General features: G+C 43.0%; 27 protein-coding genes. 4 read left to right on the top strand and 23 right to left on the bottom strand.

The genetic code is table 11. From position 1 onward, the window contains the following. Position 1 precedes the first annotated feature (1 nt). From dxs to accB, 10 genes are all read right to left on the bottom strand, one after another. On the bottom strand, positions 2–1,894 hold the full coding sequence (gene dxs / locus FZC79_RS05425; RefSeq protein ID WP_148945828.1) for a 1-deoxy-D-xylulose-5-phosphate synthase: 1,893 nt from the start codon (positions 1,892–1,894) through the stop codon (positions 2–4). Between the two features lie 21 nt (positions 1,895–1,915). Next, entirely contained in the window at positions 1,916–2,536 is a 621-nt protein-coding gene (locus tag FZC79_RS05420) for a hypothetical protein (protein ID WP_148945827.1), read from the bottom strand. A gap of 712 nt (positions 2,537–3,248) precedes the next feature. Further along, entirely contained in the window at positions 3,249–4,136 is an 888-nt protein-coding gene (locus FZC79_RS05415; protein WP_148945826.1) for a polyprenyl synthetase family protein, read from the bottom strand. Next, positions 4,133–4,369, bottom strand: a complete 237-nt coding sequence (xseB, locus tag FZC79_RS05410; RefSeq protein WP_148946123.1) for an exodeoxyribonuclease VII small subunit — start codon at positions 4,367–4,369, stop codon at positions 4,133–4,135. The genes FZC79_RS05415 and xseB overlap by 4 nt, the downstream gene beginning before the upstream one ends. Further along, positions 4,369–5,718, bottom strand: a complete 1,350-nt coding sequence (gene xseA, locus FZC79_RS05405) for an exodeoxyribonuclease VII large subunit (RefSeq protein WP_148945825.1) — start codon at positions 5,716–5,718, stop codon at positions 4,369–4,371. The genes xseB and xseA overlap by 1 nt, the downstream gene beginning before the upstream one ends. A 201-nt stretch (positions 5,719–5,919) precedes the next feature. After that, positions 5,920–6,771: a bifunctional methylenetetrahydrofolate dehydrogenase/methenyltetrahydrofolate cyclohydrolase FolD gene (gene folD / locus FZC79_RS05400; RefSeq protein WP_148945824.1), complete on the bottom strand. Its 852-nt coding sequence runs from the start codon at positions 6,769–6,771 to the stop codon at positions 5,920–5,922. Continuing rightward, positions 6,771–7,184, bottom strand: a complete 414-nt coding sequence (gene nusB / locus FZC79_RS05395) for a transcription antitermination factor NusB (protein ID WP_148945823.1) — start codon at positions 7,182–7,184, stop codon at positions 6,771–6,773. Before nusB ends, folD begins: the two co-directional genes overlap by 1 nt. A 301-nt stretch (positions 7,185–7,485) precedes the next feature. Continuing rightward, positions 7,486–7,908 (bottom strand): Asp23/Gls24 family envelope stress response protein, encoded by a 423-nt coding sequence (locus FZC79_RS05390; protein ID WP_148945822.1) that lies wholly within the window; start codon positions 7,906–7,908, stop codon positions 7,486–7,488. A 60-nt stretch (positions 7,909–7,968) separates the two neighbouring features. Further along, complete coding sequence (gene accC, locus FZC79_RS05385; protein ID WP_148945821.1) at positions 7,969–9,321, bottom strand: acetyl-CoA carboxylase biotin carboxylase subunit; 1,353 nt, start codon at positions 9,319–9,321, stop codon at positions 7,969–7,971. 14 nt (positions 9,322–9,335) lie between these two features. Next, complete coding sequence (gene accB / locus FZC79_RS05380) at positions 9,336–9,842, bottom strand: acetyl-CoA carboxylase biotin carboxyl carrier protein (RefSeq protein ID WP_148945820.1); 507 nt, start codon at positions 9,840–9,842, stop codon at positions 9,336–9,338. A gap of 581 nt (positions 9,843–10,423) precedes the next feature. Here accB and FZC79_RS05375 point away from each other — a divergent pair. Beyond that, positions 10,424–10,732: a hypothetical protein gene (locus tag FZC79_RS05375; RefSeq protein ID WP_148945819.1), complete on the top strand. Its 309-nt coding sequence runs from the start codon at positions 10,424–10,426 to the stop codon at positions 10,730–10,732. A gap of 390 nt (positions 10,733–11,122) precedes the next feature. Here the strand turns inward: FZC79_RS05375 and FZC79_RS05370 are convergent, their stop codons facing one another. The 12 genes from FZC79_RS05370 to FZC79_RS05315 form a co-directional block, all read right to left on the bottom strand. Continuing rightward, the gene (locus FZC79_RS05370; RefSeq protein WP_148945818.1) at positions 11,123–11,686 is read right to left on the bottom strand and encodes a SpoIIIAH-like family protein; all 564 of its coding nucleotides are present in this window, start codon (positions 11,684–11,686) and stop codon (positions 11,123–11,125) included. Between the two features lie 14 nt (positions 11,687–11,700). After that, positions 11,701–12,354 carry a stage III sporulation protein AG gene (spoIIIAG, locus tag FZC79_RS05365; RefSeq protein ID WP_148945817.1) on the bottom strand — a complete coding sequence of 218 codons (654 nt, stop codon included), beginning with the start codon at positions 12,352–12,354 and terminating at the stop codon, positions 11,701–11,703. Beyond that, positions 12,344–12,955: a stage III sporulation protein AF gene (gene spoIIIAF / locus FZC79_RS05360; protein ID WP_148945816.1), complete on the bottom strand. Its 612-nt coding sequence runs from the start codon at positions 12,953–12,955 to the stop codon at positions 12,344–12,346. The genes spoIIIAG and spoIIIAF overlap by 11 nt, the downstream gene beginning before the upstream one ends. 11 nt (positions 12,956–12,966) lie before the next feature. After that, positions 12,967–14,160: a stage III sporulation protein AE gene (gene spoIIIAE / locus FZC79_RS05355; RefSeq protein WP_148945815.1), complete on the bottom strand. Its 1,194-nt coding sequence runs from the start codon at positions 14,158–14,160 to the stop codon at positions 12,967–12,969. A 31-nt stretch (positions 14,161–14,191) separates the two neighbouring features. Then, positions 14,192–14,584 (bottom strand): stage III sporulation protein AD, encoded by a 393-nt coding sequence (gene spoIIIAD, locus FZC79_RS05350; RefSeq protein ID WP_187442673.1) that lies wholly within the window; start codon positions 14,582–14,584, stop codon positions 14,192–14,194. A 15-nt stretch (positions 14,585–14,599) separates the two neighbouring features. After that, positions 14,600–14,806, bottom strand: coding sequence for a stage III sporulation protein AC (gene spoIIIAC / locus FZC79_RS05345; RefSeq protein ID WP_113930880.1), 207 nt, complete (start codon positions 14,804–14,806; stop codon positions 14,600–14,602). A gap of 18 nt (positions 14,807–14,824) precedes the next feature. After that, a complete protein-coding gene (gene spoIIIAB / locus FZC79_RS05340; RefSeq protein WP_148945814.1) occupies positions 14,825–15,340 on the bottom strand; it encodes a stage III sporulation protein SpoIIIAB in 516 nt (171 codons plus the stop codon). Then, positions 15,341–16,264 (bottom strand): stage III sporulation protein AA, encoded by a 924-nt coding sequence (spoIIIAA, locus tag FZC79_RS05335; protein WP_148945813.1) that lies wholly within the window; start codon positions 16,262–16,264, stop codon positions 15,341–15,343. A 798-nt stretch (positions 16,265–17,062) separates the two neighbouring features. After that, entirely contained in the window at positions 17,063–17,620 is a 558-nt protein-coding gene (efp, locus tag FZC79_RS05330) for an elongation factor P (RefSeq protein WP_148938765.1), read from the bottom strand. A 90-nt stretch (positions 17,621–17,710) separates the two neighbouring features. Then, positions 17,711–18,772, bottom strand: coding sequence for a M24 family metallopeptidase (locus FZC79_RS05325; protein ID WP_148945812.1), 1,062 nt, complete (start codon positions 18,770–18,772; stop codon positions 17,711–17,713). Positions 18,773–18,786: 14 nt separating this feature from the next. Then, positions 18,787–19,218, bottom strand: coding sequence for a type II 3-dehydroquinate dehydratase (gene aroQ, locus FZC79_RS05320; protein ID WP_148945811.1), 432 nt, complete (start codon positions 19,216–19,218; stop codon positions 18,787–18,789). A gap of 83 nt (positions 19,219–19,301) precedes the next feature. Next, on the bottom strand, positions 19,302–19,835 hold the full coding sequence (locus FZC79_RS05315) for a YqhR family membrane protein (protein WP_148945810.1): 534 nt from the start codon (positions 19,833–19,835) through the stop codon (positions 19,302–19,304). A 385-nt stretch (positions 19,836–20,220) separates the two neighbouring features. Between FZC79_RS05315 and FZC79_RS05310 the strand changes: the two genes are divergently transcribed. Beyond that, complete coding sequence (locus tag FZC79_RS05310; RefSeq protein WP_148945809.1) at positions 20,221–20,592, top strand: SA1362 family protein; 372 nt, start codon at positions 20,221–20,223, stop codon at positions 20,590–20,592. Positions 20,593–20,681: 89 nt separating this feature from the next. Here FZC79_RS05310 and FZC79_RS05305 read toward each other — a convergent pair whose 3' ends face one another. Then, complete coding sequence (locus tag FZC79_RS05305; protein WP_148945808.1) at positions 20,682–21,569, bottom strand: patatin-like phospholipase family protein; 888 nt, start codon at positions 21,567–21,569, stop codon at positions 20,682–20,684. Positions 21,570–22,460: 891 nt separating this feature from the next. Here FZC79_RS05305 and FZC79_RS05300 point away from each other — a divergent pair. Then, positions 22,461–23,423 carry an IS110 family transposase gene (locus tag FZC79_RS05300; protein ID WP_252183258.1) on the top strand — a complete coding sequence of 321 codons (963 nt, stop codon included), beginning with the start codon at positions 22,461–22,463 and terminating at the stop codon, positions 23,421–23,423. A 59-nt stretch (positions 23,424–23,482) separates the two neighbouring features. Continuing rightward, positions 23,483–23,692 carry a hypothetical protein gene (locus tag FZC79_RS23560; protein WP_148946797.1) on the top strand — a complete coding sequence of 70 codons (210 nt, stop codon included), beginning with the start codon at positions 23,483–23,485 and terminating at the stop codon, positions 23,690–23,692. Positions 23,693–23,806: the final 114 nt, after the last annotated feature.

The raw sequence follows: 23,806 nt of genomic DNA, 5'->3' as shown, positions 1-23,806 counted from the left end.
TTCAAGCCCTTTTTTGTTTTTTTGGTGTCATAGAATGAACACGGTCCACTACATTTTCTGTTGTCATGCCAATTTCTTTTAACAGCTCATTTACGCTGCCATGTTCAATAAATTGATCAGGTATCCCGATACGTTCAATGCTGGCTTCCTTAAATCCTTGATCATGAGCGAATTCCAACACTGCACTTCCAAACCCGCCTTGCAGGACTGCCTCTTCGATCGTCAAGATCGGCGTATCATTCTTCATAATGGCAGTGAGCATTTCCTCATCCAGAGGCTTGATGAACCTTGCATTCACAACCTTCACGGAAACCCCTTGTTTCTCAAGCTGCTCTGCAGCCTCTAAAGCCATCGGAATCGTTGTCCCAAAGGTTAATATGGCGGTATCATCACCTTCCCTTAACACTTCCCACTCTCCGATAGGAATTGTTTTCAGCTCTTTGTCCATCTTCACGCCGAGTCCGTTGCCCCGGGGGAACCTCAAAGCAATCGGTCCATCATTATATTGAATGGCTGTATTAACGAGATGCTGGCCTTCATTTTCATCTTTAGGCATCATCAGCACCATATTCGGCAAGTGGCGCATGAAGGCTATATCGAATACACCCTGATGCGTTTCACCATCCGCCCCTACCAGTCCCGCCCGGTCGATACCGATGAAGACGTTCAGGTTTTGACGGCATATATCATGAAGAACCTGGTCATAGGCTCTCTGAAGAAAGGTTGAGTATATAGCCAGAAACGGTTTCATTCCTTGAGTAGCAAGTCCCGCAGACACTGTAGCTGCATGCTGTTCAGCAATCCCCACGTCAAACATGCGGTCAGGGAATTCGCTTGCGAATCCTTCCAGTTTTGAGCCGACCGGCATAGCCGGAGTAATGGCTACGATCCGCTCATCTTCCCTTGCTAATCTCCGGACTGTTTCACTGATCAAACCGCTCCAGGACGGAGGTGCGTTTACCGGCTTTATTAAGTCACCCGAATCCATTTTGTACGGGCCTGTCCCATGCCAAGTGCCTTTTTTGTCAGCTTCCGCAGGATGAAAGCCTTTTCCTTTTTTTGTGATAACGTGCAAAATGACAGGGCCTTCCGTCTTTTTGGCATACTGGATGTTTTCCATTAAATCATTATAATCATGTCCGTCGATAGGCCCGAGATAAGTGAAACCCATTTCTTCAAAGAACATTCCCGACACGAACAAATACTTCAGGCTGTCTTTGACCCTCTCTGCCGTAACCGCCAACTTGCCGCCCACAGCAGGGATTTTTTTAAGGATATACTCAAGTTCATCCTTGACCCAGTGGTATTTGCCCGCGGTCCTCAGCCTTCCAAGCACATTGTGAAGGGCACCTACATTAGGCGCAATTGACATTTCATTGTCATTCAGTACGACAATCATATCCTTCTGTTCGTGACCTATGTGATTCAATGCTTCAAGCGCCATACCGCCAGTCAATGCTCCGTCACCGATTACCGGTACTATGAAGGAGTCTTCTTTCTTAACATCTCTTGCAATCGCCATTCCCATAGCAGCAGACAATGAGGTAGAACTATGTCCTGTTTCCCATACATCATGTTCACTTTCCACCATTTTCGGAAAGCCGCATAAGCCCTTATATTGGCGGAGGGTACCGAACTGACCGGCCCGGCCCGTCAATATTTTGTGAACATAAGATTGATGGCCCACATCCCAAAGGATTTTGTCTTTGGGGCTGTCAAAACATTTATGAAGGGCAACTGTCAGTTCAACCACACCTAAGTTGGGACCGATATGTCCGCCTGTTTTTGATAAGGTTTCTATTAAAAATTTCCTGATATCCTTGCTCAATAGTTCAAGTTCTTGCTGAGATAATGATTTAAGAAAGGAAGGGTCTTTAATTGATAACAGATCCATCCAGTTCACCAACTTTCATACCTAAATGTTTTGTTTTAACTTTTCACGTTTTTTTCGTTGTTTATCTTTTTTATCTTTTATAATGGTAATGTGAAATTTATCCTCCACAAATTGTAACACTTTTCCTACTTGAAAGATAATATCCTTAGAATACTGAATGGCCATTGTTTTTCCGATGGCTTTCCCCCCGACGGTCAAAGCCGCTAGGAAGCTTGTCAAAAATACATTTATCGCATACTCCATAGGAGAACCGTTGTTAATCTGCAGATCGATGGTCAGGCCAAGCAGCACAATCGCTGCGGCCGCCCCGCTTATAATTCCGGAAATATCCCCGATTACATCGTTACAAAAGCTGGCAAACCTGTCCGCATTACGGACAATACGAATGGATGGCTTTGCTCCGTAGACCTTTTTGGCAGCCATTGCATGGAAAGGGGTTTCATCTGCAGCTGTAGCAGCTATTCCAAGCATATCAAAAAAGATACCTATAAAAACAATGATAAGCACAACTACGAGGCCGATCACCCAGGTAACTTCGTTCAGAATTAAGTTGGAAATGATTGAAAAAATTGCCGCTAACACAAACGTGATAACGGCAATGCTGAGACTCCATTTTATTGAATTTTTCAAAACGTCCTTCATAAGGCAGATACACACCGTTTCTATATAAATAATCTATGTTAGGCAAGGATATTTTTTCATATGTAAAAGGATGGTCATACATTGAGTAAAAATTGCAGCTTAGGTCCAGTAGGTTTTCCCAATCGGATACCGGATGTCGCCATACCGGCGGTTTCCCTTTAAACCCGACTTAACTGTGTCACCAGCAGTTAGACTGGATTACCACTTAGTCCGCACTATAATCCTCAATATATGTCTCAAATGGGAACAGTCTAGGAGTTTTCCTCAACAACCTTTAACCAGGTTCTTAGCCTCTTTTGCAAAGTGGATTTCATATGGGCGAAAAAGCACATATCAATGGCCAACTGATGTGTACCTTGTAACCATAATCCCCTCACACTTCACTCAAGGCAGGCTACGCTGCTAGCGGTTGTCACCGCATCGCAGGTCTATACTCCGTTCTATTGCTCATGCATCGTGCCGGCCTAGAAACGGAACCTCCGCGGCGCAAGGGTCAACGCCCACATGCCATTGTGGATCGCCCTTGTGCCTTACTCCCAGCTTCGACCCAAGGCTGGGCGCCTCAAGCCAAAACCAGGAACTTCATCGATGTGCCCTTTAGTGGATTTTTAGGCCCACCTTCAGAACTGGTAGATCGACTAGAATACTGCACCATCCTTATTCAATTACCATCATTATATCACGAATCGGCCAATATCTCAAATAGGCAGAACTAGTGATCTCTCGATGCAATCATTTCAGCGATATCCACTAGAAGACCGTTATCGAGATCAGAAGACAAAAGGGCCGACTTCCCTTTTTGAAGATGGTTTTCCAGCTTTTCTTTTGCTCCTTCAAGCGTTAAAAGTGCAGGGTATGTGCTTTTGAATTTACTCTCATCGCTTCCTACTCTTTTCCCCATCTTATCCTCCCTGCCCTCGACATCAAGGATATCATCTTGGATCTGGAAGGCGAGACCGATATGATAGGCGTAGTCCTCTAATGACCTTACCTGGCTTTCGGATGCGTCTGCAAGAATGGCAGCTGCCATGACGCTGAAGGCGAGGAGTCTTCCTGTTTTATTCTTATGTATATATTGAAGCTCTTCAACTGTAAGGCTTTTATTCTCACCTTCCATGTCGGCAGCCTGTCCGCCCACCATGCCTTCCGGACCAGCTGATTTTGCTAACAGGGAAATAAGGCGTATGATTTTCTCAGGTGAGCTGCCTTTGGTTCCGCACAGTACTTCAAAGCTGTAAGTGAGAAGTCCGTCACCCGCCAGAATAGCTGTTGCCTCGCCGTAAACTTTATGGTTTGTGGGTTTCCCCCTCCTGAGATCATCATTATCCATGCTTGGCAGGTCATCGTGGATCAAAGAATATGTATGAATCATTTCAAGGGCAGCAGCAGCTTCCAGCCCGATTGCAGGATCTTTTCTAAAAGCGTGCAGAGTCGCAAATAAAAGTACCGGCCGGATCCTTTTTCCGCCTGCTTTTAAGGAATAGCTCATAGCTTCTTTGACTTTTTCAGGGGCTTGAAGTCCTGTAACCAGCTCATCCAGCCGGATTTCTACCAATTCTTTATATTTTTTTGTAAAACTTTCTAATGATACAGCAGTCACGAATTCTCCTCCTCAGATAATGAGAATTCTTTTTCTCCTTCATCCGTCATTAACTTCGTCATTTGTTTTTCAGCGTGTTTAAGTGTATCGTGACAATACTTCGACAGCTCTACGCCTTTTTGATATTGCTGCAGTGCTTCCTCGAGGGGAACCTCTCCTTCTTCCAGACGCTGGACAATGGTTTCCAGTCTTTCCATTGCTTCTTCAAATGACATCTTCTTTTCTTCAGCCATCATTTTTCACTCTCCTCTATTGAATCTATATGGCAATGCAGCTTCCCGTCCTGAAGGTGAACCGTTACCTTTTCCCCTTCATTTACAGCATCTTTCGATTTAACGAGTTTTACGTCTTTGGAGTATACAAGACTGTACCCTCTATCCATTATTTTCAGCGGGCTTAAGGCCTCTAGTGTAGAAATGGTCCTGCTGAAATCGTTTTGCTTCTGCCTTAAAATCGTGGAGAAATTGGTTTGAAGCTGCTTAGCGGTACGCAGGTGCTGCTCATTTTTCTGTTCCCACAGTCTTCTGGGATGTACTCTCTTCAGGTTTGAATCCAAGTGCCCGAGTATTTCTCTTCCCGCCTGCATCCTTACACGCTGGTTTCTATTCAGTTTTTCTGTTAAATAGTCAACAGCCTCGATTTTCTGTTCATACAATCGGCGTGGATTTCTGAAGATAATGGAAGAAGTGACGCTTTTCAACCTTGCCCTTTCACTCTTCAACCTGGTTTTCATCCCTCTGATGAGCATGATTTTTTGGTTTAGTACCCGTTCCAGGAGATCATCGATATGAGGAACGGCCAATTCAGCAGCGGCCGTCGGGGTCGGGGCCCTCATATCTGCTGCAAAGTCGGCAATCGTAAAATCAGTCTCATGCCCGACGGCAGAAATCACTGGCACTTCTGAGTTAGAAATAGCGAGTGCGACCCGTTCTTCATTGAAAGCCCACAGTTCTTCAATCGAGCCGCCGCCTCTCCCAACAATCAGAACATCAATTTCTTCATTTTTATTAGCTTTTTTGATGGATTCCGCGATTGATTGTGCAGCCCTTTCCCCTTGAACTAAAGCGGGATAAACAACGATTTCTCCAATAGGATATCTGCGCTCGATGGTCGTGATGATATCCCTGACAGCTGCACCTGTCGGCGAGGTGATAACACCGATTTTGCGGGGAAATTTAGGGATAGGCTTCTTTCGGCCTTCCGAGAATAACCCCTGCTTCTCAAGTTTTTCCTTTAACTGCTGGTAGGCCAGGAATAGGTCACCGATGCCATCCGGCTGCATCTCTTTTACATATATTTGATACTGCCCTCCTGACTCATAGACAGAAATATCGCCCCTCACCAGAACGTTCATTCCATTTTCAGGGTTGAATTTCATTGAAGCGTTTGCGGAAGAAAACATCACAGCCAGTATCCTTGCCCGTTCATCCTTTAAGGTGAAATACATGTGGCCGCTTGAGTGGCGTTTGAAATTCGAAATTTCACCCTTCACATAAATTCCTGAAAGGTGAGGGTCTTTATCAAATTTTCTTTTGATATATTTTGTTAATGCCTGAATCGTCAGGTATTGGGAATTATCCATTATTCGTCTCCCCTCAGCCTTTTTGTCACTATAATAATCTAATTTCATTATTATTGAATCTATCGTTTAACTAACACTCATTATGTAAGCGCCAATCTTAACAAAAAGCTGCTTTCCGTTGTCTGGAATGCAGCCTTCTGGATAGTACTATTTTAACAAAAAATCGGGCGGGTGTACCAAAAACATACTCTCAGGTTAATTTTAACCGATTGCCCGCCTCGCAGATTTGACTGTATTAAACATGAGCATGGTAATAGTCATCGGTCCGACACCGCCCGGAACCGGTGTAATATAACCTGCTGTTTCTTTTGCGGTCTCAAAATCTATATCTCCACACAGCCTGCCATTCTCATCACGGTTCATTCCTACATCAATCACAATCGCACCTGGTTTGATATCTTTTCCACTAATGAAATTTGGACGTCCTGCAGCAGATATCAAAATATCGGCACTTCTTGTATAGGAGACAAGATTCTCCGTTTTTGAATGGCAATACGTTACGGTTGCATTCTCCCTAAGAAGCAGCTGACCAGCCGGCTTTCCGACAATATTGCTTCGGCCCACTACAACTGCATGCTTTCCTGAGGGTGATATTCCCTCATATTGAAGCATTTTCATAATCCCATATGGAGTACAAGGAAGAAAGGAATCTTCACCTATCATCATTCTTCCTATATTCACAGGATGAAACCCATCAACATCTTTGTCAGGAGAGATTTGTTCAATCACCTTCTCCGTCTGGATCCCTTCTGGAAGGGGCAATTGAACCAGGATTCCGTGAATGGCCTTATCATCATTAAGCTGCTGGATTTTTTCAAGAAGTTCGTTCTCGCCGACCTCGTTACCGTATTCTATTAATATTGAATGAATCCCCATTTCCTGACAGGTTTTCCGTTTCATACGAACATAAGTCTGTGAAGCGGAGTCCTCGCCTACAAGGATGACAGCAAGCCCCGGTGCCATACCATCTTTCCTAAGCTGTTTAACTTCCTCGGCAATGGAGTTTCTGTAGTGATTGGCAATTTTCTTTCCATCGATCAGTTTTGCGGGCATTATAATCCCCCTTGTTCACCCTGCTCTTCAATCATTGAATTAACTTTTGAGAGCACACCATTAATGAACTTTCCTGATTGGTCATCTCCGTATGACTTGGCAATCTCGATTGCTTCATTAATGACGACTTTATTTGGTACATCATTCACTTCCAATAATTCAAAAACGGCTACACGCAGGATATTTCTATCCACTTTAGCCAATCGGTCAAAAGACCACTTTTCTAGGTTTTCCCTGATCAATCCATCAATTTTTTCCTTGTTGTCTGTCGCCCCGTTCACAAGGCTGTCCAGATATTCATCAGAAGGGGCATCTTCATATATATTCACTAATGCCTCTTCAGCAGTCATTCCGGACATATCCATTTGAAACAATGCTTGTAAAGCTTTTTCACGCGCTGTACGTCTTTTCATTCCTTTGTACTCCTTTTATTCTCATCAAATTTCGTCATATCAATGATAATAGCATAACCCAGTGTATGAAAGCACGCAAACACCAATAAATCCGCTATTCTGAAAAATGTGCTCTTTGACATATAACAAGAGATGCCAAGTAACTTTTCCTCTTAAAAGTCTTTGCACCTTCAATAAAGTGTCTTGTTTAAAATTATCACAATTGATGATTTATTAAACTTCTCATCTTCCAGTTTACAAACAAAAACCAAAGGCTGCAGCCTTTGGTTTTTACCATTCAGTCATTGATTTTTTCACCAGCTTATTCTTCTTCTTCCAGTTCCTGCTCTGTCTTCTGATTCTCAAACTGGACTCCCACAACGTGAATATTCACTTCGTCAGCTTCTAATGCTGTCATATTAAGAAGCGCCTGTCTGATGTTGTCTTGAATCTTTTGAGCGGTATTCGGGATGGATACACCAAATTGCATGATGCAATAAACATCCACTTGGATGCCTTCCTCGGCAAGCTCGACTTTAACTCCCTTGCCATGGTTCTTCTTTCCAAGCCTTTCTACAACACCGCTGGCAAAGTTACCGCGCATGGACGCAACTCCTTCTACCTCTGAAGCAGCAATGCCGGCAATGACTTCAATTACTTCCGGTGCTATTTCAATTTTCCCTAAACCATCTTTACCATGTGACATTTGCAATAGGCTTTGGTTTTGGTTTTGATTTTCAGCCATGAATGTACACCTCCACTGATTTCGCCTGAATACTTATATTTTATTATATCACAGCTTTGACTAGGACTTCATTACCTCATGTATCTCCAAAAATTTCGTATTGAAATCACCGCTTACGAACGTTTCATGCTCCAATACTTTCAGATGGAACGGAATAGTTGTATGAACACCTTCAATGACGAACTCACTCAATGCCCTTTTCATCCTGGCGATGGCTTCTTCCCTTGTCGCACCATACGTGATCAGCTTGGCTATCATGGAATCATAATAAGGAGGAATCATGTAACCGGGATAAGCTGCCGAATCGACCCTTACACCCAATCCGCCGGGAGGAAGGTATAATTCAATTCTTCCAGCTGACGGCATGAAATTTTTCTCGGGATTTTCAGCATTGATCCGGCATTCAATTGACCATCCATTGAATTCGATGGCTTCTTGTTTTAACTCCAATTGTTCCCCAGAAGCCATTTTTATCTGCTGCTTTATAAGATCGACTCCTGTTACTTGTTCCGTAACAGGATGCTCCACTTGGATACGTGTATTCATTTCCATGAAGTAAAACTTTTTGTTCACATGGTCAAAAATAAATTCCACTGTACCCGCACCTGAATAGTCAACAGCCTGGGCGGCTTTCACCGCAGCCTCTCCCATCTCGCTCCTGATTTTTTCGTCCAGAGCAGGTGAAGGAGTTTCCTCAATCAGTTTCTGCAAGCGCCTTTGGATGGTGCAATCTCTTTCACCAAGGTGAATTACGTTTCCAAAGTTGTCGCCAAGGACCTGAATTTCAACATGCCTGAAATCTTCAATAAACTTTTCAATATACACACCAGGATTGCCGAAAGCAGTCGCTGCTTCCTGCTGGGTGATATTAATGCCTTTAACCAGTTCTTGCTCTGTTTTAGCTACGCGGATTCCTTTGCCCCCGCCGCCAGCTGTTGCTTTAATAATAACCGGATATCCGATTTGTTCTGCCAATGAAACCGCTTCCTCGGCATCCTTTACGATTCCCTGTGAACCCGGTACAATCGGGACTCCGGCTTCCCTCATCGTCTCTCTCGCTACATCCTTGGTACCCATTTTGGAGATTGCCTCCGGTGAAGGACCAACAAAGGTAATGTTGCATTCCCGGCATAACTCTGCAAAATCAGCATTTTCTGCAAGGAATCCATATCCCGGATGGATGGCATCACAGTCCGTCAGCTTGGCTACACTGATGATGTTGGTGAAATTCAAATAACTGTCCTTGCTTGCAGTCGGCCCGATGCAATAAGCTTCATCGGCTAACTGTACATGAAGCGCCTCTTTGTCAGCTTCGGAATAAACAGCCACGCTTTCTATCCCCATTTCGCGGCAGGCTCGAATGACACGTACAGCTATTTCTCCTCTATTTGCTATTAACAGCTTTTTTATCATAGAATGTTCGCTCCTTATTCAGGCTTAACCAAAAATAGCGGCTGACCGTATTCAACCAATTGACCGTCTTTCACTAATATTTCTACAATCTCGCCTTTTACTTCCGCTTCAATTTCATTGAAAAGCTTCATCGCTTCCACAATGCACACAACTGAATCGTCCGTAACTTTGCTTCCCGCTTTTACATAAGCACCCGCATCTGGTGAAGGAGATTGATAAAAAGTCCCCACCATCGGAGAGACAATTTTATGAAGGTTCTCATCCGCTGCAGGAGCAGGGGCTTCCTCTTTAACCGGAGCCTCTGGTGCTTTAGGCGCTTGTGCAGGTGCCGCCGGAGTTGAAACTGCTTCTTCCACTTTATGTACTTCGCTATTTTGAATTGCTGCTTTTTCTTCCACATAGGTAACAGCCTTATTCTTTTTCATTTTAATTTTGCTGCCATCCAGTTCGTATGAAAACTCATCAATGCTTGATTGATCAACAAGTTTAATCAACTCGCGTAATTCTTGGATCTTTAACATAATGACACCCCTTAGAGTAATTAATCAAAATTAGGACTAGCTACTAATATCATACGATAAGACCTTGTAAGAATTCAATATGATAATACAACTAATCTTATTGAATCCTTGTTTTCTTACTAAAATGCTCTTTTGGAGTTCCGTCCCAGGCGCACACCTTCGGCTCTAATCCACATACCATCAAGAAGGAGTTCAAGTCCTATAGAAAACAACTTCCTTTAAAAAGAGCTTGCTATACCATCCCATACTTAGTCCTATTTCTATTGTAAGCTTCTTTTTCATATTTTCAAAGTCACAGGGAGGCATTCTTGTAAATATCTCCCTGAAATTCAAGGCTGGATCATTGTGCATCCTCTTAATGGCTGCGCCTTTTTTGAATAGAAACAAGATTCATAAGGTGCTTCTGAGGAGATCTCGAGTGCAAATAGGTTTTCTCGCTTTTCTGGTTAAAAAGTCTTTAAAGAAAGTTTTTTATAAACTATCGCTCTCTTGGAAATCTCAAGTCCCGTATATCCCCACTCAACTCGGAACTTTTTTCCCTAATCAGTAATTCCTGCTGAACAGGAGATTTCCGTTCCATTATGGCGTTAGTTTTCAAAAATTTATTTGAGGCAGGGGAATGGAAGTCAAAGGGTAGCTTAATTCTGCATAAAGAGGACTGGACATTGATATTACAAGATTTGTTTGCTGAGGTACAATGTTTAACTTCATTAAATTTAGGTTCTATCTCTATCGAAGGATTGGTTGGAGAGGAAGGGATGCGGACTCATGCGGAACCAGCGGGCAACTTTTCATGCACTCCCCGTTTCTCGGTTAGAGGAACAAGTTTCCCTTATTTCCATAATAACCGTGAAAATAGCTCAAATAGAGGAAAAATTTCTCTTATTTGACTAAAAACCTTGAAAAATAGATACTTTTCTTTTTATAAGGGAAAAACCTTCCTCTATTTAGTGTGAATTGAGAAGGAAATATTTGTTTAACGGTGAAATATTCCCTTAATGTTTACCGCTTGTTACTCTATTAAAGAGTTGGTTTTATAGTTGCTTATCTGATTAGTCGGTTTTATAGTTTCTTACCTGATTAGTCCGCTTAATTATGTCTATGATGTTCCGAAATACTATGAAAAGATCCTCCCTAGCCTTGCTGCAGAGAGACGATTTACTGTGTCACTAGCGGGCAATGAGGTTCCAATATAAATCATCCCCTTTTCATGCGGTCTAACCTTAATGCAGCCCCATAAAAAGAAGCCGCCGCCTCTGAAGGCGCCGGCTCTGGTCTTATTAGTTTGCTGGCTGGAATTGAACAGCCACTTTTTGCATGGGTCCGCCAAGTTCATCATTCACCAATCGGATGATTTTATTGGCATCTGCAGCAGAGTGTTCTTTCGCTTTAACAGTGATGCGGACTTGTTCCCCGTCTGCTCTTACCAATGCATCTTCAAAGCCCATAGATTTAATCAACGTTTCCAAGACAGTTTCAGTTTCGGCAAGTTCTTTAAGTTGATCCATTTGCTCAATTGCCTCATTTTTTTCATCGATTGACAGGTCAGCTGATGCTACCTTTGTTTCCAATTCTTCTCTGCTCTTGGAACGCTGATCTAGGAACTCCATACGAAGAGTTTCAAAGACTTCATCACCGGCTGCTTCTGTAACGACATCCACTTCACCTTCAGCAGCTGTTTCTTCATTGCCTGCAGATGTTTCTTCACTTTGAGCCGGAGTTCCTTCTTCACTTGAGGCCATATCGGCTGCCTGCTGTGTCGGAGAAGTAATGTAATAGACTGATAGAACGATCACAAGGCTCAACATTGTCAATAACCATACTGTTTGCTTTTTCAATAACATATTTAATTTCCCCCTTAATTTTTAGGCATTACTGCTACCCGGTGGCTGGGAACATCAAGCACCCTAGTCACAGATTCAATGATCCATTTTTTCACTTGTATATTATCAGCACCCTTGGCTACTACAAGAACGCCGCTGATTTTAGGTTTCTTTGTCTCCAGAATGACAGGAACTTCAGTATCTCCGTTTCTAATGATGACCAGTTGATCATCCGAAGATTTATCTTCAATGGATCTATTGCCGCCTTCCCTGTCTGTTTCTTTCGTCAACTGCGTCTGGGAAGAAGAATTCTTTTCATATACCTTTCGCTCTGTCGACTCGACATTGATGACAATGGTAGGATCACTAACTCCCGCAATTTCTTCAAGAGCTTCCCTCAGCTGGTTTTCGTACCGGTCTTCGTATTGTTCCATGACGGAATCCTTAGAGTCCTTTTTTCCAAAGGCCGGCACATCCTCTTCAGGTTGAGTACCAGTCTCCATTACCATTGATGCCTCTTGTTCGCCGCCTCCCCACATATCACTGATGAGCATGATCGCGACCCCAAACAGAAGGACAATTAAGAAGTATTGGTACTTTCCCGGCTTCTTTCCGGGCTCTGCCTTCTCTTCTGATTCTTTTGAGAATAAATTTTTCAAGAATTGGAGCGGATCTCGATCAAATTTCATTTTTGGTTTCTGCACCTCCTTCAATCATGATCACTAGTTTGTCTTCTGGTATATTCCATTTTTCTGAAAGCATGCTTTGGATTCCGTCGCTGCTTTCGTCTTTTGGAACACTTTTGGAAGTATCAATTTCTACTGTTTTAATTGCTGTGACTGCTTCTTCTTTGGAGGTATCCAAGTGAATGGATACAGACAAGATGCTTTCCGGCAGGTTTTCGAGATCCTCCGCTTCCAGCTGGATATGCGTAACCGTTAAATCATATTGGTTCATCATCTCCTCTTCTACATCTTTTTTCATTTGGACAGCCATCTGTTCTAAAATATATGCACGTTGTGAGGCTTGTATTTCTTTTTTCTTCATTTCTACTGAATTTTCTACTGAAGCCGTCTTGATTGGTCCTTCCAAATTGATGGCACCAATGGTTTCTTCAAAATCAGCACTGAATAATTTCATGAGCGGAGTCAGGATTATGGTGATCAGAAGAAGCCCAGTGACAACCTTCGTGTATTTCTGCATATTGGAACTAGGGAGGAGCATATCGACCACACTAGCCAATAAGATAAAAACAATGATATTGGTGATCCACTCTGTTAAAAATGACATTTTCCCCCTCCTTACCTGACCATCAGAGTGATATTTCCTGCAGCAATCATGATGGTGATGCTGAGGAAAAACATAAACGAAACAATTGCCAGTGCCGCAAATACATAAATGACGCTCTTGCTGATCGTGTCCAGGCACGTGATGACCGGTCCTCCTCCTAAAGGCTGCAGTAAGGCGGCTGCAAGCTTATAGATCAGAGCAATCATCAGGATTTTTATTGCAGGGAAGGCGGCAATCATCAAGAGGATGGCCACCCCGGCGATTCCGACGGTGTTCTTCAGCAGGACAGAGGCACTGATAACAGTGTCGGCTGCATCTGTAAACATTCTTCCGATTACTGGTACGAAATTACCGGTTACAAACTTGGCTGTCCTGACAGTGATCCCATCTGTTACTGCTGCCGTGGCTCCTTGAACAGAAATGACACCAAGGAAAACAGTCATGAAAATCCCGAGAAGCCCAATGCTCCAGTTTCTCAAAAGGTTTGCCAGCTGGGTTACCTTATATTGCGGCGACAATGTACTGACGATGCTAAGTAATGCTGATAAAAATAACAGCGGAAGCACGATATTCTGTATAAGAAGGCCGCTTGTATTCATCAGGAAAATGATGAGGGGATGGAAAAACGCTGCTGATATCAGACCACCTGAAGAAGCAATGAGCGCCAGCAGCAATGGAATAAGCGCTATAATGAAATTAGTCATCGTTCCGATCGCTTCTTTGGTGTAATCAATTGCGACATGAAAGCTGTTGAGGGCAATGATGATCAAGACCATAAAAACTATTGCATAGGCGACTTTGCTGACATTGCCCCCTTCAAAAGCATTTTGCAGAGATTGCAGAAACATACTGAAAATGGTCAGCAATATCAAGGTCCCTAGAAGCTTCCCATTCATGATCAACTCCTGGAACGCAAAATGGAGGATTCCGGAAAACCACGCTTTGAATGAGAACTGCTTGTCCCCTTTAATAAAGTCGACCAGACTGCCTTTTTGGCTTTCTGGCAAAAAGCCGCCATATTGGGTCATCACATCTTCCCAATACACTTTCAATTCATCCATTTCCAGTCTTTCCAATTGCTCTTCCAATAACTTTTCTCCCATTGGTGTATTCTGTTCTGCGTCTTCTCCTTCAGCTGCAGCAGTGACTGTTCCAAGAATAAAAAAAAGTAGAGTACAACATATAATTTTCAATAATCGACGCATCTTTTCACCTCTGAAGGCAGTTCCTTTATCCTTAACTGGCAGGAATCATATTGATGATAGTTTCGATGATGACAGTCAGGATTGGCACCGCCATTGCTAAAATAAGTATTTTCCCTGCCAATTCCACCTTTGCCGCGAGCGCTCCCTGTCCCGCATCTTTTGTAATATGTGATGCAAACTCCGCTATATAAGCAATCCCAATGATTTTCAAGATGGTTTCAACGTATATCATATTTACGTTCGCGTTGGCTGCCAGCTTCTCAATCATACGGATGATTTCGTAAATCTGATCGACCAGGAAGAGGAAGATGGCACAGCCTACAAAAACGACGAGCAGAAAGGCAAAGTTAGGCTTTTGTTCTTTAATAATTAAGGCGAGGAAAGTGGATACCAGCGCTATTCCCACTACTTGTATGATTTCAATGGCCTGTTCCCCCTCTCACCCTTGAAATAGAAATACTGATTTTATTTTTTGGAACAAGTCATCTACAACAGATGCCACCATGAATAAAATGTAAATAAAACCAAACAGCGTGACCCATTGGGCGTATTCCTTCTTTCCGACCTGATCGAGAATGGTATGAAGAAAAGCCACCACTATTCCAACTCCGGCAATTTTGAAAATCATATCTACGTCAATTCCCATCTTTTCTCCTCCTGATCACTACAGCAATAAAATGATGAGAAGCAGGCCTGAAAGAAACCCTAAACTTTTCGTCATTTTTTCATATCTTTTTTGCTTATCCAGTGCTTCTGTTTCTTCTCTTTCCAAATGGGTCAGTGTCAATACAATATGCTTTTGCTGTGTTAATCGGTCATGTTTCCCCAGGCTCTCTCCGAACTGACTGAGGATCTCATACTCCCTGGACTTAAATGCCGTCAACTTCCAAACTTCTTTCAGACTGGCCTCCCAAGCTTCATGGACAGTTGTTTCCTGGGTGGTAATCTTTTCAGCAAACACTTCAAAAAACCAGGCAACCGGACGCTGAAGCTGCTTCGAGAGTTTGCGTGCAGCTTCATGAAGAGGAGTATGTCCATACATGATTTCCGCTTCCAGCGATTGAAGAGCTGACTTCAGTATCCTTAATTGCCTTGGCCGTTCACTCAGATATCTTGAAGCTTCAAATCCCGCCCAGGACGTCGAGAGGATAATAAACACAGCACCGATGATCTTGATCATTTATGTCACGCTCACTTTGCTCAAAAGCGAATATCCCGCTTGATTTTTGATATCCTTTATCTGGCCTGGGTGGTCTCCTCTGGCCAATTCTATATATCTGTCTATCACATTCATCTCCACAATTTCCTTAAGGTTCGGACGCTTGGAAATCTCCTCTAACGAATGGCCATGGGTTGTCATTATCAGGGATATACCGGCATTAACGGCTTCCAGGATGGCTTGGCCATCTTCCTGGCGTCCGATTTCATCCACAACTATGACCTCAGGGCTCATCGATCGGATCAGCATCATCATCCCTTCTGCTTTAGGACAGGCATCGAGCACATCCACTCGCGGCCCAAATTGAAGCTGCGGCACTCCATGCACGCACCCAGCAATTTCGGAACGTTCATCTACGATTCCAACTTTACAGGGCCCAATATTGTTCTCTGAAAAGCCTGTTGAGACAATTCTAGCGATATCCCTCAACATGGTCGTTTTCCCGCTCTGTGGGGCCCCGATAATCATAGTGTGCTTCCACCCCCCGTCATACAGGCATGGAATCAATGGAGCAGCAATTCCGATGGCTTCCCTGGCAATCCTTATATTAAAAGAGGCAAGATGCCTGATTGCTTTCACTTTTCCTCCATCAAGAATCACTTTTCCGGCAAGTCCCACCCGGTGGCCGCCCTCTATCGTGATATAACCCCTTTTCAACTCTTCTTCCAATGTATAAAACGAATGGTTCGCCAGCTTATTGATTAACTGCTCTCCATCTTTCCTTGTTACGACATAGGGAAGAAAATAAGGTATGCCCCTGGCTGTCACTTCCAGCGGACGGTCAATCCTTATTCTTATTTCTTCAATCAGCGGCTGAATATGGGATGGCATGCTAATGATTTTTTCTGCGATAATGGATGGAACTATTGATAGGACCTCTTCCATATTCCCTCCTCCTTATTTTGCTGTAAGTACAATTCTGAAATTTGTAGTACATGCCTTTTGTTATTAAAATGTATTCGGAGATCAGGAGATTATGACTTTATTATTGTAGAGAAACTAAAAGAAACTGTGCTTCGGCGCTTTAAAGCGCGGAGAGGGACAGTCCCTTTTCGTGCTTTAAAGCAGTAGATTATTACTTAAAAAAGTGCAAGTACCCCTTTAAAGGGCGAGGGAAAATATCCCTCCACGGCTGGAGAGTGCTCATTCCCACTTAGACATGTATGAAGAGGGAGCTACTTCGGCCAGGAGAGAGGAATTTCCGTTGAGATGTGTAAGTTATCGGGATTACTTCGGTCAGGAACGATGGGTTCTCATTGAGATCTGTAGGAAGTTCGGGTGGCTTCGGTATTTAGAGAGGCATTTTCGTCGAGATGTGTATGAAGGTGGGACTGCTTCGGTTGGGAGAGAGGCATTATCACTGAGATGTGTATAATGTTGAGGCGGCTTCAGTCTGGAGAAATTGATTTTCGTTGAGATCTGTATGAGGTGAAACTGCTTTTTGTCGTGGCGGACATTCATTAAGACAGGTATAAGAGCAGTAACTACGGTTGTGAGGGCCGTGTTTTCCTTTAAGATACAAATGAGGATATGAGGGGCTGATTCCTCACAGTAAGGACGGACCTCTGGTGCTGAAGACGGCTCCCTAAAACTTGCTTAATTACAAATGCAGGAACGGCATACTCTCTTATCTAACAAAAAAAGCTGGAGGGCTAAGCCCTCCAGCTTTTTGATCAATCAATATTACCCGCGGGAAACGTATGAACCGTCCGTTGTATTGATGATGAGAGTGTCTCCTTCATTGACGAAGAAAGGTACGTTTACAGTCAAGCCCGTTTCTACGGTTGCCGGCTTGGATCCGCCAGTAGCCGTATCTCCTTTGATGCCCGGCTCTGTCTCCGTTACAGTCAATGAAACTGTGTTTGGCAGCTCAACACCCAGTGTCTCACCTTGATACATCATGATTTGAACTTCCATGTTTTCTTTTAAGAATTTCAATTCATATTCAATCGCTGAAGCAGTCAATTCGATTTGCTCATAGGAATCTGTATCCATGAATACATGCATATCCCCATTTGCATAAAGATATTGCATTCTGCGGTTGTCAATTTGTGCCTTCGCTACTTTTTCACCTGCACGGAATGTTTTTTCCTGGATCGCACCATTGCGAAGGTTTCTTAATTTAGAGCGTACAAACGCTGCTCCCTTACCCGGTTTAACGTGCTGAAAGTCCATTACGCGCCAAATTCCGTTATCTACTTCGATTGTAAGACCTGTACGAAAATCATTTACTGAAATCATGAGTGTTCCTCCTAATATTTGAATAGCCGAAGAATGACTATTTACTGCATGTTCATTATGCCATATTCTGTTCTTGCCGCAAAAATTTTATTAAAGAATGATCAAATCTTTTGTTGAGTGTGTAAGTGTTTCGTTGCCATTTTCGGTGATGACTGTATCATCCTCGATACGAACGCCGCCGACACCTTGGACATAGATTCCCGGCTCAACTGTTACAATCATGCCAGGCTTTAATACTGTTTCAGAAAGGTGGGATAGTCCCGGTCCTTCATGAACTTCAAGGCCGATGCCGTGACCAAGTGAGTGGCCAAAATTTTCACCGTAGCCTTTTTCTTTAATGTAATCCCTTGCAATTGCATCTGCCTGAGCACCAGTCATACCCGGCTTGATCCCATCCATTGCTTTCAGCTGTGATTGAAGGACAACATCATAGATTTCTTTCAGTTTTTCTGATGGCTCCCCGACAGCAACCGTTCTAGTCATATCTGAACAGTATCCTTTATAGTAGGCACCATAATCCAATGTGATGAAATCGCCTTTTTCGATGACTTTATCGCTCGCAACACCATGAGGAAGCGCAGAACGCAGACCTGAAGCGACGATGATATCAAAAGAAGATGAAGCCGCCCCTGCTCTTCTCATGAAGAATTCGAGCTCATTGGATACCTCGAGTTCCGTTTTCCCAGGAGCAATGAAATCAAGGATATGTTTGAATGCAGCATCAGCGATATCAGCAGCATCCTTGATGATTGCCATTTCTGCTTCCGTTTTGACTAAACGGATATCTTCAATCAGACCGCTTACAGGGACCAGCTCAGCACCAACTTTGCTGCGGTAGCTTTCAAAAGCAGAATAGGTAAGGTAATTTTTTTCAAATCCAAGTTTCTCTATGCCCAGTTTCTCTGCCTGTGCTGCCACTTCGTTAGGAATCGGTCCTTTATGCTGAACGATTTCAAACCCTTGCGCCTGTTCAGCGGCCTGTTCTGTATAGCGGAAGTCTGTAATGAAAACCGCGCTGTCAGCCGTAATAAGCGCCACACCTGATGAACCAGTGAATCCGGTCATATAACGGCGGTTGTATGTACTGGTAATCAGTATACCATCAATATTGTTTTCAGAAAATTTCTCTCTTAATTTATCAATTTTACTCAACCTCTTCATCTCCCTTATGTTTTTACAAGAGCCTGCAGGGCCAGTTCATATCCAAGCAGACCCAGCCCGACAATCTGGCCGGCCGTCACTTCTGCAAGAACAGATTTGTGCCTGAAGGTTTCCCGTTTATGAACATTTGAAATATGAACTTCGATCACAGGGACATCTATTCCGGCTATGGCATCTCTGATTGCATAACTATAATGAGTGAAGGCGCCGGGATTAAAAATTATACCGGTATATCCTGCATCTTCAGCCATATGGATGAAATCAATAAGTACCCCTTCATGATTCGATTGTTCCGCTGTCAGTTCATATCCGGCCGCCAAGGCAGCTTTCTTCATCTTGCCTACAAGCTCCCCGAGCGTGGTGGTTCCATAAATTTCTGGTTCCCTTTTCCCTAAACGGTTCAGATTCGGACCATTTAGCAGAAGAATTTTATCCATATGTATTCACCCATAAAAATAGAATGTTCAACATGAACATTCTAACACAAACTAATTGACAAACCTACTACAATGTCTGAACTCTAATGACTTGCCGCATCTTCTTTTTCATGCTGATGGCGGAGTTCATTCTCTTCATAAGAAATGGAATAACCGATGAATACACCATAAAGGATATAAATGCAAGCTGCGGTAATAAGCGTGTTATAATCGGTATCTGTCAACCCTTTCATGCTCGGGAACAGAGGGTTCAATACCAAAAACACAACCAGCATCAGGGCTATGCCGTACCCCGCCCCCACCCACATGGATGTAAGTTTTCGTAAAGCAGCATAGTATACCAGCGCTGCACCAATGGAAATCAGGCCATATGCCAATATGGAAATGACGATCCCAAGCCAGCTGTCTTTCCAATCGCCCGCAGCCCATGGTTCCAGAATGATATTAGGTTCGATTTCAGTAAAGGAGAACATGTAGCAGATGTAAGATATCAGACTCCACAGAATCCCTCCGGCGAACCCGGTGGTGACCACCATTCCAATAAATGATAATGGTTTCTCCTGCTTATTCTGTTCCAGCTTCTTATCACTTGATGGTTCTTGTTCTCTTGCAGACATATAAACACCTCCATTGGGTAGTATGTCCATTTCCTTAAAAGTTTTTCATTAATACCGATATTAAGGAAATAGAGTGAATTTCAAGTTCAAGAACTTTAATGCCTTCTGGACTTTGAAAAATAAGCAAGCACTATCTGACTTGAGAAAACTGGATAATCCATCTGTACTAAGCCTGCATTACTTCATTTTTTCTATGAAATATTATTTTTACAATAAACTCCCCCTTTATCTTTTCATGGAAGTTCTTTCTATTAATGTAACCATAGTTCAGAGAAAAGAATTTCTGGAAAACAAATCAGAATTACGGTTAAAAAGGACAGAAATAGTCTAAAATATAGGTAAAGGACTACTGCGCTTATATCCAATTCCAAAGGAGGTGACCTTCTTGAGTGCTCGTACGCTAATTGCAGGGGCTATTATTCTATTTGCATCAATCGGGTTGGTTTCCATGCTAATAGGAGATCCACTTGCACTTCTTCAAAGAATACTCATTTTTGCAGCTATTGCGGGAATCATTTATTTTGTTTTCCGGAAAGTGATGATGGGCGGGGGAAGCAGTGGAAAAAATAAGGATCAAAAAGCTTTCCTGAAGGCCGCAAGACAATCCAAGAAGCGGTATAATCATAAGAAAATAGCTGCACCTGTTAAAGCAAGTGCTCCAAACCCATTCCGCAAAAAGTCATACCGAAAAAAGTCACAGGCTAACCTCACAGTGATTGAGGGTAAAAAAAATAGAAAAAATCGAGCCTCTCTCTAAGCTCGATTTTTTTATTTATTAAATGAATTCTTGGGGAAAAATCAGCTTACTTCTGAGCAATGTCAACCGCTCTATGGTCTCCCTCTCTCTTAGCCGTAACTCCATATCCGCAGAAATTCTTTCGCCTGATTATATCCATACCCGGCAAGTTCTCTTTTCTTTTCTTCCGTCAGCTCAAACTCAGTCGTCAACACGCCTTCAGTCGGTATGAAAATGATATTTGCCGAATGCTTCCTGGAAATATATCTGGAGTCATGTGCGTCCTTCATCGTCTGAAACAGTGCTCCGTACATGTCGATGGCATTGTGGATTTCGTTTTTCGGTCTATCCTGTGCATCATGACTGAGTTTGATCCCCAAGACAGGTCTTACCTTCTTTGTATTTTCTTTATCAAAGAGCCACATCGGGAAATTGCTTAAGACCCCTCCGTCGACGACTATACTTAACCCATCCAGTGATTTCAGCCTCACCGGTTCAAAAAAATAAGGCAGACTCGCACTCATTCTGATTGCCCTTGCTACCGGAAAAGTTTCTTTGGGAATACCGTATTTCTCCAGGTCATCAGGCAGCACCATCAGCCGGCCATTGGACAGGTCTGATGCCACTACCCTCAGCGCGCCCGGCCTCAGATCAGCAAAGGTATATATTCCCCTGACCCTTAACTTTTCCTCTATCCACTGCTCCAGAGCATCCCCTTTATAAAGCCCCAGTTTCCAATACACTTTCAGCCACCGGACTAATGGCAATGAAGAAAGCAATGGATTTTTATCCAGTAAATCTGGCAAATCAATTTCATCCATTATATTAAGCAGGCTGTCACTGTTGTAGCCGGCTGCAATGAACCCGGCTATAACTGCGCCGGCACTCGTCCCCGCAACCCGTTGAAATCTAAAGCCTTTTTCTTCGATAGCCTTGTAAGCGCCAATTAGTGCCAACCCCTTGATTCCGCCGCCTGAAAACACACCATCGATGTTCATGGGAACCATCCCCTTCGAAGTTTCCTTATAACTTTCATATTCAGTTCGAAGGGTTTTAGAATAAGAACAAGCCAATTTCCAAGGGCACACTTCATTGCGTCACCGTATTAAAAGGGACAGTCCCTCTTAAAGGAATAAAGAATCTCAATACAAAAAGGCTGTCTTCGCATGTATTGTAGCTTTCAGAAAAGTCCCAAGAGCCGGATTTTTCCCCGGATACTAAGGTTTTCCTCTCTAATTAGAGGATGCAGCTCTTTTCTTTCTTCCCATTATTTTCGGTGATTTAAGGTGATATCTCCGCATTTAATGTTAAATAGCAACAAAGTTTACGAAAAACTCCCATGACGGCGCTTCCCGCCGCCACCATCTATCATCAAAATAGACGTTACCCTATATAAAGGTCTGCTTTTATAATTGTCTGACCATAATGAGCCTAACAATACTGCCAGTCCGGAGACTCTTTGGTGGATCTTCTAATTGAAGATACCCTGTACGAAAAACTGGTTGTGACAGACTTGAAGAACCATCTATTGTGCCTGTGTGTGGTACGTATACAAAAATTTTGTATTAATTCGCCTGTCGCTTGTATAACAAAGTTTACGAAAAACTCCCATGACGGCGCTTCCCGCCGCCACCATCTATCATCAAAATAGACGTTACCCTATATAAAGGTCTGCTTTTATAATTGTCTGACCATAATGAGCCTAACAATACTGCCAGTCCGGAGACTCTTTGGTGGATCTTCTAATTGAAGATACCCTGTACGAAAAACTGGTTGTGACAGACTTGAAGAACCATCTATTGTGCCTGTGTGTGGTACGTATACAAAAATTTTGTATTAATTCGCCTGTCGCTTGTATTGTTAGTAATTTATTATGAGGTGACGTTGAAATGGAAGCAATGATTGAGCGGTGTGCAGGCCTAGATGTACACCAAGAAACAGTAGTAGCTTGTGTTTTGTTCGGTCCTTTGGATAAGAGACCTAAAAAAGAAATTCAAACTTTTCCAACCACTACATCAGGTCTTCTGGCGTTAAGTGATTGGTTAGCCTCACACGAAGTAACAGATGCCGTCATGGAAAGCACCGGTGTGTATTGGAAGCCAGTCTGGAATGTACTTGAACATAGTGTGCGGCTGGTGCTTGCCAATGCCCGGCATGTTAAAAATGTTCCAGGAAGGAAAACAGATGTTAAAGATGCCGAATGGCTGGCAAAATTACTGCGATCAGGGTTAATCGAAAGCAGTTTTGTACCACCAGTGGATATTCGTGATTTGCGTGATTTAACTCGGTATCGAAAAAAGCTGATTAATTCTCGTACTGCCGAGCGCAATCGAATACACAAAATACTTCAAGACGCCAATATTAAGCTAACCTCTGTGTTTTCAGATTTATTTGGTGTTACCGGCTGTCGTATTCTTGAAGCTCTCATTAACGGAGAAAAGATTGAACTCCACTCCCTTCAACAAATGGTGGACCCAAGAGTAAAGGCCTCCCTGACAGAAATTTACGAAGCGCTAAATGGACGTATCCGCAAACACCATTGTGATATGTTGCGTTTTCATTGGGAACATATCTCCTACCTGGATCAGACCATCGATAAAATAGTCGAACAGATTGATCAGGTACTCATTCCGTATCGAGAGGAATGCGAACTGTTAGATACGATACCTGGCGTGAATAAAGACTCAGCCGCGATTTTTATAGCCGAAATGGGAGTGGACATGTCGGTTTTTGGATCAGCAAAGCGTTTGGCGTCTTGGGCTGGTGTAAGTCCAGGAAACTATGAGAGTGCTGGGATTAAAAAAAAAGTAAAACGACCWATGGAAACAAAGCTCTCCGAACGGTTGCCGTAGAGTGTTCATTCGCTACAGACAGACAGGTTAACCGCATTTCTGCACATCGAAAAAGAATTATGAAACGACAAGGGAAAGCCAAAGCTCGTATCGCATCTGCTCATTTACTTTTAACAATTGCTTATAACATTCTAAAAACAAAAGAACCCTATCAGGAACTAGGCCCTGATTATTATCAGCAGAAAGAACAAAACAAAGACCAAAAAATAATTCAATATCTAAAGAAGAAAGGCTACAACATAGAATTGAGAGAAGATAAGTCTGCCTAATAATCAATAAGTAATAAATTAGCTAACAGATGATCCTTGGCCCCCAAAAAAATGAGAAGATGGAGGGCTTAGCTTAGTGTTGCCTTCTGGCCAAAGGAGTTTTCATACAAAGAG

The organism is Rossellomorea vietnamensis, assembly GCF_008180615.1.
Taxonomy (GTDB): Bacteria; Bacillota; Bacilli; order Bacillales; family Bacillaceae_B; genus Rossellomorea; species Rossellomorea vietnamensis_D.
This window is presented reverse-complemented; position numbering and strand designations above follow the sequence as displayed.